This is a genomic window from Sandarakinorhabdus rubra (assembly GCF_010994245.1).
Lineage (GTDB): Bacteria > Pseudomonadota > Alphaproteobacteria > Sphingomonadales > Sphingomonadaceae > Sandarakinorhabdus > Sandarakinorhabdus rubra.
Genome location: NZ_WMHO01000071.1, coordinates 1 through 11,731, shown reverse-complemented (window position 1 = coordinate 11,731; position 11,731 = coordinate 1). Strand labels below are relative to the sequence as shown.

The window sequence follows — 11,731 nt, the reverse complement described above, 5'->3', positions numbered from 1 at the left end:
CCGGCGCTTCGGCCTGCTGGCGCTCGGCACGCTCAGCGCCACGCTGGAGGTGCGGCGCGAAGCGGCAGGCATCAGGGTGAGCGGCGAGGTCCGCGGCACCGGCGACCAGGCCTGCGTGGCGAGCGGCGAGCCGGTGCCGTTCCGGATCAGGGAGACGATCGAACTGTTGCTGACGGACAGCGTGCCCGAGGGGGGCGAAATCGAACTGGCCAGCGAAGACCTCGACGTGGAGCCGCTGTCGGGTGACGTGATCGATCTCGGCGAGATCGCCGCCCAGGCCTTTGCGCTGGCGCTGGACCCCTATCCGCGCCTGCCCGGCCCGGTGGCCGGCGTTGTCACCGAGGAAGAAGCGGTCGCGGCGCGCAGCCCGTTCGCGGTCCTCAAGAAGGGCTGAGAGCCCGGGAGCCGGCCCTCAGAACGGCACATCGTCATCCAGGTCGTCGTCGAAGGCCGGGCGCTTGGCGGGCGCCGGCGTGCCGCCGCCGCCACCATAGCCACCGCCGCCGAAATCATCGCCGCCGCCAAAGCCACTGCCACCGCCGCCACCGCCCCCCATGCCACTGGCGCCATCGCGGCCATCGAGCAGGGTGAGCTCGCCGCGAAACGCCTTCAGCACCACTTCGGTGGTGTAGCGATCCTGGCCGTTCTGATCCTGCCACTTGCGGGTTTCAAGGCTGCCCTCGAGATAGACCTTGCTGCCCTTGCGCAGATACTGGGTCGCGATCTTGCCGAGATTCTCGTTGAAGATCGCGATGTTGTGCCACTCGGTCTTTTCCTTGCGCTCGCCGGTCTGGCGGTCACGCCAAGTCTCGGAGGTGGCGAGCGGGAAGCGCACCACCTGGCCGCCGTTGGCGAAGCTTTTCGATTCCGGGTCCTTGCCCAGATTTCCGACCAATATGACCTTGTTGACGCCCGCCATCGTGCCTTGCTCCCGTTGATCCTGTCATACGGCGCGGCGCCGGGGTGTGCAATCGCACCCTTGCGGGCATCCACAGGCTTGGCAACATGGGCTCAGGGTGGGAACAGACGCCGGGGGGGCGGGCTTGAGCAACGACAGTGATAGCGGCGCCGGCAGAAGCGGCCAGTGCGCCAATTGCGGCACCCCACTCGCCGGCCCATTCTGCGGTCGCTGCGGCCAGCCGGCGCATCTCAGCCGCAGCGTTGGCGACGTGCTGCACGACATCGTGCATGGCATCACCCATCTGGACGGGAAGGCCTGGATAACCCTGCCGATGCTGCTGTTCCGGCCGGGTCGCCTCACCCGCAGCTACATCGATGGCCATCGCGCCCGCTACATCGCCCCGGTGCCACTGTTCCTGATGGTGGTGTTCCTGATGTTCTTCGTGCTGTCGTTCGTGCATGTTCCCGACGGCGCCATTCAACTTGGCGACAATGCTGCCACCGCGCAGCGGGCCGCAGAGGCGCGCAAGGCGCTGGCCAATATCGATGCCGATCTGGCCGCGGCCAAGGCTGCCGGTGATCAGACCAAGGTGAAGGAACTCACGGCAGCGCGCGCCGGGATCGGGGTCATGCTGCGGAATGCCGGCAATCCGGAGGCCAGCGTTGCCGATGTGGCAAGCGACATCGCGGGCGGCCTGGCCAGGGCCATCGAGGCAGGTGAAGCCAGCGGCTCGGGCGTGCCGTGGCTAAGCCAGAAAGTCCGGGCAGCGCTGGTGAACCCTTCGCTGCTGCTCTTCAAGGTCCAGACCAAGGCCTACAAGCTGAGCTTCCTGCTGGTGCCGCTGTCGCTGCCGTGGCTGTGGCTGGCGTTCTTCTGGCGGCGCGATGTCGGCCTGTACGACCACGCCATCTTCGCGCTCTACTCGCTAAGTTTCATGAGCCTGGTCTTCATTGCTGCCAGCCTGTTGCTCACGACGGGCGTCACCAACGGCCTGCTCTGGGCGGTGCTGGTCCTGTCACCGGCGGTGCATCTGGTTGCCCAGTTGCGCGGGGCCTACGGGCTGGGCTGGTGGGGCGCTGGTTGGCGGACCATCTATCTGTCGGTTGCCGCCCTGGTGACCCTGGTGCTTTACCTGGTGCTGCTGCTCATCCTGGGCCTGCTCGATTGATCACTCTGCCGCCGGCGGCAGAGCGGCGGCGGATGGCAGCAGCTCGGGTGCCTGTTCGGTGCGCACCGGCACGTCAACCGCCGACAGCTGCACCACCGGTTTGCGTCCCTGCTCCACCCCCATGTCGGCAAAGCGTCGCGCCTTGGGCAGCACGTTGCGTTCCAGCGAGCCGACGAAATCATTGTAATTGCCCACCGTCTCGGTGAGGTTGCGGCGCATCTTCACCAGATGATCGGCCATCACCGCGATCGCGCTGTAGATGTCGGCGCCCAGCTTGCCGATCTCGCGGGCTTCGTCGGCCAGCTTCTCCTGCCGCCAGTTCAGCGCCACCGTCTTGGCGATGGCGAGCAGGTTGATCGGGCCGGCCAGGAGGATGCGCTGGTCGAACGCCCAGCCAAGCAGTGCCAGATCATGCTCCAGCGCGGCCGACAGGAAATTCTCGCCCGGGATGAACATGATGACGAAATCGGCCGCCGCCCCGAACTCGTTCCAATAGGCCTTTTCCGAAAGGCCGCGGGCATGGCCACGCACCGCCGCGGCGTGGCGCTTCATGGCGGCCAGCCGCTCGGCATCGCTGCCGGCCTCCAGCCCCGCCAGATAATCGTTCAGGCTGCACTTGGCGTCGATGATCAGCTGGCGGCCGCCGGGCAGATTAATGATGGCATCGGGCCGCTTGCCGCCACCGTCCGCCGCGACATGGGTCTGCACCGAAAAATCGATGCCGGCCCGCAGGCCCGCCATTTCCAGCGTGTTGACCAGCTGCTGCTCGCCCCAGCTGCCGGCGGCCTTGCCGCTGCTCCTGAGGGCCGTCACCAGCCCTGCCGCGGCGCTCTGCACCTTTTCCTGGCCGTCCACCACGAAGGCCAGCTTTTCCTTCAGGCTGCCATAGGCTTCCTGCCGCGCCTTCTCCACCTCGCCCAGCCGCTCCTGAAACTTCTCCAGCGTGCCCGCGACCGGGGCCAGCACTTCCTTCAGGCTGGCCTTCTGGCGTTCCTGTACCTGTTCCAGCACGCGCCCGGCCAGCGCCTCGAAACGGGTGTTGAGCTCCTCCAGCTGGCGGGCATGGGCCTTGTCACGCTCTTCCTGGCCCACCTGCAGGGCGCGGACCTCCACCGCCGCCTCGGCCAGCTTGGTGCGGCGCTCGTCCGCCTCGGCGCGGGCGGTGTCACGCTCGGTCCTGAGCATGGCGACCGGGCGGCTGGCCAGCCACCAGCCGGCAGCGATGCCGACCAGAAGGGCAATGACGGCGATTATGGCTTCGGTCACGGGCGGCGCGCCTGCTGATGAGAACGGAATTGGAACATAGACCGGCCGTGCACCGCGCTCAAGCCCAGCGGGTGGGTCACGCGGGGCGGCGGCCAACCGGCAGGCGGGCGATGACCAGCGCTGCCACCACCAGCATGGCCCCGGCGATTTCCCACGGGCCGGGCACTTCGCCGAAGCGCAGCGCGCCCACGGCGGCACTGATCGCCGGCTGCACCAGGAGGGCAAGGCCCACCACCAGCGGCGACAGGTGGCGCACGGCGAACACGATCAGGCCCTGCCCGATCACCTGGCTGCCGATGGCGAGGCCGAGCACCGGGGTCCAGTCCGTCGGCCAGATGCGGCCACCGGCGGCGAGCGGCGCCAGCAGGATTGCGCCAGCCAGCGTGGCCAGCGCCAGCGCCGGCAGCGCCTCCAGCTGCCCGCGAAGCTTCTCGATGGCGATCAGGTAGACGGTGTAGAACACGGCGGCGGCCAGGCACAGCAGGTCGCCCACCAGGTGTCGGGAGGAGACATCGGCGCTGCGGCCGAGCAGCAGCGCCACGCCGGCGGCCGCAGCGGCGAGCGCCCAGCCCTGCGGCGCGGTGAAGCGATGGCGCAGCACCACCGCGCCATAAAAGGGCAGCATGAAGGTGGCGGCATTGGCCATCAGCGTGGAATTGGCCAGCGTCGTGCGCAGAATGCCCAGGTGCCAGACTGCCAGATCGCCGGCAAAGGCGGCGCCGGCAATCACCGCCAGCCACAGCCCACGGCGGTCCAGTCCGGCGAAGGCGCGGCGCCCATCTACCACCGCGGCCAGCAGCAGCAGGAAGGGCACCGCCAGCGCCTGCCGCCAGAAGGCCGAGGCCAACGGGCCCACGTTGGCTTCGGTATCGGCCAGCCGCACCAGCCAGGGCCCGAACGCCAAACAGGCCGAACCGGTGATCATGGCCGGGAAGGCCCAGCGGACAGAAGCAGGGGAAGTAGCGGGAGAAACCGGGCCGGACATGGCGCCCGCTTGGCCGGCTTTGCCCCGCCATGCAAGATATGGCCGGGCAAGGCGCCAGCGGGCCGCACAGGCTGTCGGAATTCTACAATCCGGCCGCGTATGGCGATGCTAACCAATGTCTGCGACCCAAGGGATGCCGATGTGCGGGCATCCTGGCACTCCACGGCCCGGACGGCTCAGCCCGTCTGGGCCGATTTTTTGCCCGGCAACCACGGCACAGTGTGGTGGGGAAACTGCTGGCAATCCCGCCCGTATATGGCATCAATGCGAGCGTGACATGGCCGCCCTGGGGAGAAGGGGCGCCACGATTGTCCATGACCAGCCGCGGGGAAGGAGGCAGGGCATGATTTCCATTCGCTACTTCGCGCCCGCGCCGGCGCTGCGGGCGCATGTCTCTTCCTATTACTGGTTCGAATCGCACCTGCCAGCCTTTGCCGATCTGATGCGCGCCGAATTGGGGCAGGTGCGGCTGGTGGTGGAGGGCGACGCGGTCAACCGCTATGCCGATGGGCATGTGCGCGCCGGGCGCGGCGCCATTTTGCAGGGGCCGACCACGGCGCCGGTGCATTACAGTGCGCAAGGGTCGCTGAGCCTGTTCGGCATCGGCCTGCTGCCGCAGGGCTGGGCCGAGCTGATCGGCCTTCCCGCCCACGAACTGGCCGATGACGCGGTGGACCTGGCCGCCGTACTCCCGGCCGCCGGCGTGACGCGCCTGCTCGACCGGCTGGCCAATGCCGGCAGCGATGCCGAGCGCTGTGCAGTGGTCAACCACTGCCTCCTCGCCCGTCTCGAGCGGGTGCGCAGCCCGGTGACCTGGTTCACCCGGCTGGCCGACGACTGGCTGACCGCCAGTGCCAATCCGGATGTCGACACGCTGGTGGCGGCCTCCGGCATGTCGGCGCGCTCGGTGGAGCGGCTGTCGCACCGGCTCTATGGCGCCTCGCCCAAGCTGCTGGCGCGTAAGTATCGCGCGCTGGGGGCGGCGGTGCGGCTGGGCACCGGGGAGGCCGACAGCTGGGCCGATGCAGCTGGCGACGCCTTTTATGACCAGGCCCATTTCATCCGTGAGTTCAAGAGCTTCACCGGCATGACCCCGGCCCGATTCCTGGCCGAGGCGGCACCGGTCACGCGGCTCACCATCGCCCGGCGGCGGCAGCTGCCGGGACTTCCCAAGCTGGCGCTTATCGCCTGAGGGGGGCGAGGCCAGTGCCGGCTCGCCCGGCAGGCCGCAAGAACTTGACACTGGAGCCCCCTTGTCCGCATAAGACGACCAGATTTGTCCACTTTGGCCGAAAGTGCTGGACACAAGCGTGATTCGCCTGACCAACCTTGCCGATTATGCCGTCGTCGTGATGGCCGCGGCGGCGCGTGAGCCCGGCGCAAAGCTGTCGGCGGCGCGCGTGGCGGAACTGACCGCGATCCCGGCGCCGACTGTGGCCAAGCTGATGGGCACACTGGCGCGCGGTGGTTTGCTCACCGCGTCGCGTGGTGTGGCCGGGGGCTTCGTGCTGTCACGTGAACCGGCCCACATCAGCGTGGCTGAAGTGGTGGAGGCCGTGGATGGCCCGATCGCACTGACCAGCTGCGCCGGGCACGAGACGACCGATTGCGCGATGGAAGGCCATTGCGCCATCCGGGGGCACTGGCCCCCGATCAACCAGGCCGTGCGCGGGGCGCTCGCCGCCGTGTCACTGGCCGATCTGGTGCGGCCGGCGGCAGCGGCGGCACCAACTCCAGCGCCGGTGTCGGCGCTGGCCGACTGAACGACTGGAAGAGACGCATGTCTGACGAAGTGTCTGCCGAAGCCATCGGTGCTGCCAGCGACCCGCCGGAGCAGGATGCCCCGGTGCAGGATGCTGCGGCGCGCGCTGCCGTCGCCGATCTGGCGACCTACAAGTGGGGCTTCACGTCGGACGTTGAATCGGAAATGGCGCCCAAGGGCCTGACCGAGGACACGGTGCGCTACATCTCGGCCAAGAAGGGCGAGCCGGCATGGCTGCTGGACTGGCGACTGAAGGCGTTTGCGCGCTGGCAGACGATGGAAAGCCCGGACTGGGCCAAGCTCGACATCGCGCCGATCGACTATCAGGACGCCTATTATTACGCCGCGCCCAAGGCCAAGCCGACTCTGGCCAGCCTTGACGAGCTCGATCCCGAAATCCGCCGCACCTATGAGAAGCTCGGCATCCCGATCGAGGAGCAGAAGGTGCTGGCCGGCGTCGAGGGCGCCCGCAAGATTGCCGTGGATGCAGTGTTCGACAGCGTGTCGGTGGCCACCACCTTCCGCGAGGAGCTGCGCAAGGCCGGCGTGATCTTCCTGTCCATCTCGGAAGCGGTGAAGGAATTCCCCGATCTGGTGAAGAAGTGGCTGGGCAGCGTGGTGCCGGTGGCCGACAATTTCTTCGCCTGCCTGAACAGCGCGGTCTTTTCCGATGGCACCTTCGTCTACATCCCCGAAGGCGTGCGCTGCCCGATGGAGCTGTCGACCTATTTCCGCATCAACGCCGCCAACACTGGCCAGTTCGAACGCACGCTGATCATCGCCGACAAGGGCAGCTACGTCTCCTACCTGGAAGGCTGCACCGCCCCGATGCGCGACGAGAACCAGCTGCACGCCGCGGTGGTGGAACTGGTCGCGCTCGACGATGCCGAGATCAAGTATTCCACCGTCCAGAACTGGTACCCCGGCGACGCGGAAGGGCGCGGCGGCATCTACAATTTCGTCACCAAGCGCGCCAACTGCCTGGGGAAGAACAGCAAGGTGAGCTGGACGCAGGTCGAGACCGGCAGCGCCATCACCTGGAAATATCCCAGCTGCGTGCTCTCGGGAGACGGCTCGGTGGGCGAGTTCTACTCGGTCGCCGTCACCAACAATCGCCAGCAGGCCGATACCGGCACCAAGATGATCCATCTTGGCAAGAACACGACCTCCACCATCGTGTCCAAGGGCATCAGCGCCGGCCGCTCGAACGGCACCTATCGCGGGCTGGTGCGGGTTGCCGGTTCGGCGGAAGGCGCGCGCAACCACACCCAGTGTGACAGCCTGTTGCTGGGCAGCCAGTGCGGCGCCCACACCGTGCCCTATATCGAGGTGCGCAACCCCAGCGCCATCATCGAGCACGAGGCCACCACCTCGAAGATTTCCGACGACCAGCTTTTTTATGCCCAGTCGCGCGGGCTGGAAGCGGAAGCCGCCGTGTCCCTCATCGTCAACGGCTTCTGCCGCGAGGTGCTGCAGCAGCTGCCGATGGAGTTTGCGGTGGAAGCCCAGAAGCTGCTCGGCATCAGCCTCGAAGGCAGCGTGGGGTGACCGGCCGGCTGGCCCTGCTGGCGCTGGTGGCGGGCAGCCTTGCTGCCTGTGATGCCGCGCCTCAGCGCCCTGATTCCAAGGGCCAGCAGCTGCGTGCCGAGCTCGACAGGTTGACCGCAGATTACGGCAAGTGCGTCGATGAGAAGATTGCCGCTGCCGACGTGAGCCAGGACCCGGCCGGCAGCATCGCCATCGAGGCGGTGAAAGCCTGCCGGCCGATTCGCAATGCGCTGAAGCTGAAAGTCGCCTCCTTCGATCGCTTCGGCCATCCGAACCACACGCCCCAGCAGGCCGAGGCCGTTGCCGATGCCAGCGTGGGCGTGATCGAGAAGGAACTGCGCGAGAACGCGGTGGTCACCATCGTGAAGCGCCAGAATTTGACCCGTTAAGGACTGCCATGCTCGTTATCGACAATCTGACTGCCGAAGTGGACGGCAAGCCCATCCTGAAGGGCCTCACCCTCACCGTGAATGCTGGCGAGGTGCACGCCATCATGGGCCCCAACGGCGCCGGCAAATCCACGCTCTCCTACGTGCTGGCCGGGCGCGACGGCTATGAAGTGACCGGCGGTTCGGTGACCTTCCGGGGTGAGGACCTGCTGGCCAAGGCCCCGCACGAGCGCGCCGCCGCCGGGCTGTTCCTCGGCCTGCAATATCCGGTGGAGATCCCCGGTGTGTCGAACCTGCTGTTCCTGCGCACCGCCCTCAATGCGCAGCGCACCCTGCGCGGTGAGCCCGAAGTGTCGGGCGCCGAGTTCATGAAGCTGGCGCGCGCCGCGGCCGAGACGCTGGGGCTGCCCTTCGACATGATGAAGCGGGCGGTGAACCAGGGTTTCTCGGGTGGCGAGAAGAAGCGCAACGAGATGGTGCAGATGCACGTGCTGCAGCCCTATTTCGCCGTGCTGGACGAGACGGATTCGGGCCTCGACATCGATGCGCTGAAGGTGGTGGCCGATGGCATCAACGCGCTGCGCTCGCCCGATCATGCTGCGCTGCTGATCACGCATTACCAGCGCCTGCTGGATTATGTGGTGCCCGATCGCGTGCACGTGCTGATGGATGGCCGCATCGTGCGGTCCGGCGGCGCGGAGCTGGCCCATGTGCTGGAGGCGGAAGGCTATTCCGCCATCGCCGCGTGACCGCCGCACTTCCCACCCGCAGGGACGAGGCCTGGCGCTACAGCGACCTGAAGGCGGTCGCGCGCCACTGGCCGGTCGTGGTCGAACCGGTGGTGGTCCCGGCTGGCGAGCACCGTACCGACATCATCCGGGCCAGCGAGGATGGCATCCGCCATCTCGCCATCAGCATCGGCGCCGGCGCGTCCTATCGGCTGACCATCCTCGATGCGGGCCGCAGCTATGGCCGCATCGCGCTGGACGTGACCTGTCATGAGGGCGCCGATTTCCAGCTTGGCGCCGTTCTGGTCGGCCACGGTGCGCAGACCATCGAACTGGCCACCACCGTCCGTCATGTCGCGCCACATGCCACCAGCCGCCAGATCGTGCGGGCGGTGGCCGGCGGCACCGCCACCACCTCTTACCTGGGCCAGGTGGCGGTGGCCCGCGAAGGCCAGAAGACCGATGCCAGCCAGTCGTTCAAGGCGCTGCTGCTGAACCGGGGGGCTGCGGCCAACGCCAAGCCGGAACTGGAGATCTTCGCCGACGACGTGAAATGCGCCCACGGCGCTGCCATCGGCGAGATCGACAGGGCCGCCCTCTTCTACATGGCCAGCCGCGGCGTGCCGCCGGCGCAGGCGCGGGCGCTGATGACCCGCGCCTTCCTGTCGGACGCGCTCGAGGGCCTGGATGACGCCAGCATCGAAGCGCTGGATGCCGAGATCAGCGCCATATTGGAGCGGGCGGCGTGACCGTGGCCACCGCCCCAGCCCTGCTTGACCTGAAGGATGATTTCCCCGGACTTGCGGGTGACTGGGCCTATCTCGATACCGCCGCCACCGCCCAGAAACCGCGGGCAGTGATCGACGCCATCGCGCGCTGTTATGGCGCCGAGTATGCCACCGTGCACCGCGGCGTCTATGAACGCTCCGCCACCATGACGCTGCGCTTCGAGGAGGCGCGCGCGACCGTCGCCCGCTTCATCGGCGCTGCTTCGCCAGACGAAGTGGTGTTCGTGCGCGGCGCCACCGAAGCCATCAACCTCGTCGCCCAGAGCTGGGGCCAGCGCCTCAAGCCCGGTGACCGCATCCTGCTGTCCGCGCTGGAGCATCACAGCAATATCGTGCCCTGGCAGCTACTGCGCGATCGCAGCGGCATCGTGATCGATGTCGCGCCGCTCACGGACGATGGCCGCATCGACGAGGATACACTCATCGCGATGATCCGCCCCGAAACGCGGCTGGTGGCCATCGCCCATGTGTCCAACGTGCTGGGCGGCACCGCCGACATTCGCCGCATCGCCGACGCCGCCCATGCCGCCGGTGCGCTGGTGCTGGTCGATGGCTGCCAGGCGGCACCGCGCCTGGCGCTCGATATGGCGGCGCTCGATTGCGATTTCTACGTGCTGTCCGGCCACAAGCTCTACGGCCCGACCGGCATCGGCGTGCTGTGGGCGCGGGGCCCAATCCTTGCGTCCATGCCGCCGTGGCAGGGCGGCGGCGCGATGATCGAAACAGTGACGTTCGAGCGCACCACTTATGCCCCGCCGCCAGCCCGCTTCGAGGCCGGCACACCGCATATCGAGGGCGTGATCGGGCTGGCTGCGGCCATCGATTATGTGGAAGGCATCGGGCTGGCGCGCATCCACGCCCACGAAGCCGCGCTGGTGCGCCAGGCCCGCGCCGCCCTGTCCACGATCAACAGCATCACCCTGCTGGGGCCGGAGGACAGCGCCGGCATCATCAGCTTCACCATGGCGGGGGTGCATCCGCACGATATCGGCACCATATTGGATGAAGCGGGCGTGGCCATTCGCGCCGGCCACCACTGCGCCCAGCCGCTGATGCAGCGTCTGGGTGTGCCGGCCACCGCCCGCGCCAGTTTCGGCCTCTATTCCAGCCCGCGTGATGTCGAGCGGCTGGTCGAGGGGCTCACCCGCGTGTCCCGCATCTTTGGGGTAACAGCATGACCGAACGTGCCTTCGAGGTGGAAGAAGTGAACGAAGCCAAGCCGGTGCCCAAGGCGCCGCCGCTGCGTGCAGCCGCCGAAGCCGGCCACACGCCGGATTATCTGGAAGGCTTCCTGAAGCAGAAGCCCGAGCCGGTGGAGGCCGACCCCGGCAGCGATCTCGTGGACGAGGTGGTCGCCGCACTGCGGCAGATCCACGATCCGGAGATCCCGGTGAACATCTATGATCTTGGCCTCATCTACAACGTCGAGGTGGAGGGTGGCCACGCCACCATCACCATGACGCTGACCACGCCGCATTGCCCGGTGGCCGAATCGATGCCGGGCGAGGTGGAAATCCGCGTCTGCGCCGTGCCGGGCATCCAGAGCTGCGACGTGAAGCTGGTGTGGGAACCGGCGTGGGATCCGGGCAAGATGAGCGACGAGGCCCGGCTGGAAATGGGAATGCTGTGATGGAAACGACGACCCTGACGCGCCGCCCGCGGCCTGCCCCGGTGATCGTCACCGAAGGGGCATCGAACCGCATCGCCGCCATCCTGGCCGCCGCGCCGGCCGACGCCGTGGGCGTGCGCCTCTCCACCCCGCGCCGCGGTTGTTCGGGCCTCGCCTACGACCTCGCCTATGTGACGGCAGCCAAGCCGGGGGACGAGCGCATCGACACGCCCGGCGGCACATTGTTCATCGACGGCGGCAGCCTGATGTATCTGATCGGCAGCACGATGGACTGGCGCGAGGATGATTTCTCCGCCGGCTTCGTGTTCAACAACCCCAACGCCAAGGGCGCCTGCGGCTGCGGGGAAAGCTTCACGGTCTGACGCTGCGGCATCGCGGCAGCGGCCAGCGGCGGCGCCAGCCGCTATCGGCCAGTGCATGCGTTTCCCCCTCACCCGCGATGCGGCGCTCGCGCGCCTTGCCGAGTTCGTGCCGCTAGCCGGGCGCGCCTATGCCGCGCGCCGCAACCACGATGGCGGGCCGGATGGCCGGGCCACCACCTCGCTGCTGTCCCCCGCCATCCGCCG

The 11,731-nt window shown here is 67.9% G+C and carries 14 protein-coding genes; 11 read left to right on the top strand and 3 right to left on the bottom strand.

Annotated elements, in window-relative coordinates; all coding sequences use genetic code 11:
- Nucleotides 1-394 (top strand): YceD family protein (locus GJV64_RS06320; protein WP_164156425.1); only part of this gene is annotated, 394 nt, incomplete at its 5' end.
- An 18-nt stretch (nucleotides 395-412) separates the two neighbouring features.
- Here the strand turns inward: GJV64_RS06320 and ssb are convergent.
- Nucleotides 413-919, bottom strand: a complete 507-nt coding sequence (gene ssb / locus GJV64_RS06315; protein ID WP_164156424.1) for a single-stranded DNA-binding protein — start codon at nucleotides 917-919, stop codon at nucleotides 413-415.
- A gap of 250 nt (nucleotides 920-1,169) precedes the next feature.
- On the opposite strand from ssb, the gene GJV64_RS06310 reads away from it, so the two are divergent.
- Entirely contained in the window at nucleotides 1,170-2,069 is a 900-nt protein-coding gene (locus GJV64_RS06310) for a DUF3667 domain-containing protein (RefSeq protein ID WP_164156423.1), read from the top strand.
- On the opposite strand, the gene GJV64_RS06305 is transcribed toward GJV64_RS06310, so the two are convergent.
- Both GJV64_RS06305 and GJV64_RS06300 read right to left on the bottom strand, forming a co-directional pair.
- On the bottom strand, nucleotides 2,070-3,335 hold the full coding sequence (locus GJV64_RS06305; protein ID WP_164156422.1) for a DNA recombination protein RmuC: 1,266 nt from the start codon (nucleotides 3,333-3,335) through the stop codon (nucleotides 2,070-2,072).
- Between the two features lie 76 nt (nucleotides 3,336-3,411).
- Nucleotides 3,412-4,260, bottom strand: a complete 849-nt coding sequence (locus GJV64_RS06300) for a DMT family transporter (RefSeq protein WP_164156421.1) — start codon at nucleotides 4,258-4,260, stop codon at nucleotides 3,412-3,414.
- Nucleotides 4,261-4,663: 403 nt separating this feature from the next.
- On the opposite strand from GJV64_RS06300, the gene GJV64_RS06295 reads away from it, so the two are divergent.
- From GJV64_RS06295 to GJV64_RS06255, 9 genes are all read left to right on the top strand, one after another.
- Nucleotides 4,664-5,512, top strand: a complete 849-nt coding sequence (locus tag GJV64_RS06295) for a helix-turn-helix domain-containing protein (RefSeq protein ID WP_164156420.1) — start codon at nucleotides 4,664-4,666, stop codon at nucleotides 5,510-5,512.
- 121 nt (nucleotides 5,513-5,633) lie between these two features.
- Nucleotides 5,634-6,083, top strand: a complete 450-nt coding sequence (locus tag GJV64_RS06290; protein ID WP_164156428.1) for an SUF system Fe-S cluster assembly regulator — start codon at nucleotides 5,634-5,636, stop codon at nucleotides 6,081-6,083.
- A gap of 17 nt (nucleotides 6,084-6,100) precedes the next feature.
- The gene (sufB, locus tag GJV64_RS06285) at nucleotides 6,101-7,630 is read left to right on the top strand and encodes a Fe-S cluster assembly protein SufB (RefSeq protein WP_235927624.1); all 1,530 of its coding nucleotides are present in this window, start codon (nucleotides 6,101-6,103) and stop codon (nucleotides 7,628-7,630) included.
- The gene (locus GJV64_RS06280) at nucleotides 7,627-8,019 is read left to right on the top strand and encodes a hypothetical protein (protein WP_164156419.1); all 393 of its coding nucleotides are present in this window, start codon (nucleotides 7,627-7,629) and stop codon (nucleotides 8,017-8,019) included. Before sufB ends, GJV64_RS06280 begins: the two co-directional genes overlap by 4 nt.
- Nucleotides 8,020-8,027: 8 nt before the next feature.
- Nucleotides 8,028-8,768, top strand: coding sequence for a Fe-S cluster assembly ATPase SufC (sufC, locus tag GJV64_RS06275; RefSeq protein ID WP_164156418.1), 741 nt, complete (start codon nucleotides 8,028-8,030; stop codon nucleotides 8,766-8,768).
- A complete protein-coding gene (locus tag GJV64_RS06270; protein WP_164156417.1) occupies nucleotides 8,765-9,496 on the top strand; it encodes a SufD family Fe-S cluster assembly protein in 732 nt (243 codons plus the stop codon). The genes sufC and GJV64_RS06270 overlap by 4 nt, the downstream gene beginning before the upstream one ends.
- Entirely contained in the window at nucleotides 9,493-10,713 is a 1,221-nt protein-coding gene (locus GJV64_RS06265) for a cysteine desulfurase (RefSeq protein WP_205599545.1), read from the top strand. Before GJV64_RS06270 ends, GJV64_RS06265 begins: the two co-directional genes overlap by 4 nt.
- Nucleotides 10,710-11,165 (top strand): DUF59 domain-containing protein, encoded by a 456-nt coding sequence (locus GJV64_RS06260; RefSeq protein ID WP_164156416.1) that lies wholly within the window; start codon nucleotides 10,710-10,712, stop codon nucleotides 11,163-11,165. Before GJV64_RS06265 ends, GJV64_RS06260 begins: the two co-directional genes overlap by 4 nt.
- Nucleotides 11,165-11,527 carry a HesB/IscA family protein gene (locus GJV64_RS06255; protein ID WP_164156415.1) on the top strand — a complete coding sequence of 121 codons (363 nt, stop codon included), beginning with the start codon at nucleotides 11,165-11,167 and terminating at the stop codon, nucleotides 11,525-11,527. The genes GJV64_RS06260 and GJV64_RS06255 overlap by 1 nt, the downstream gene beginning before the upstream one ends.
- Nucleotides 11,528-11,731 lie beyond the last annotated feature (204 nt).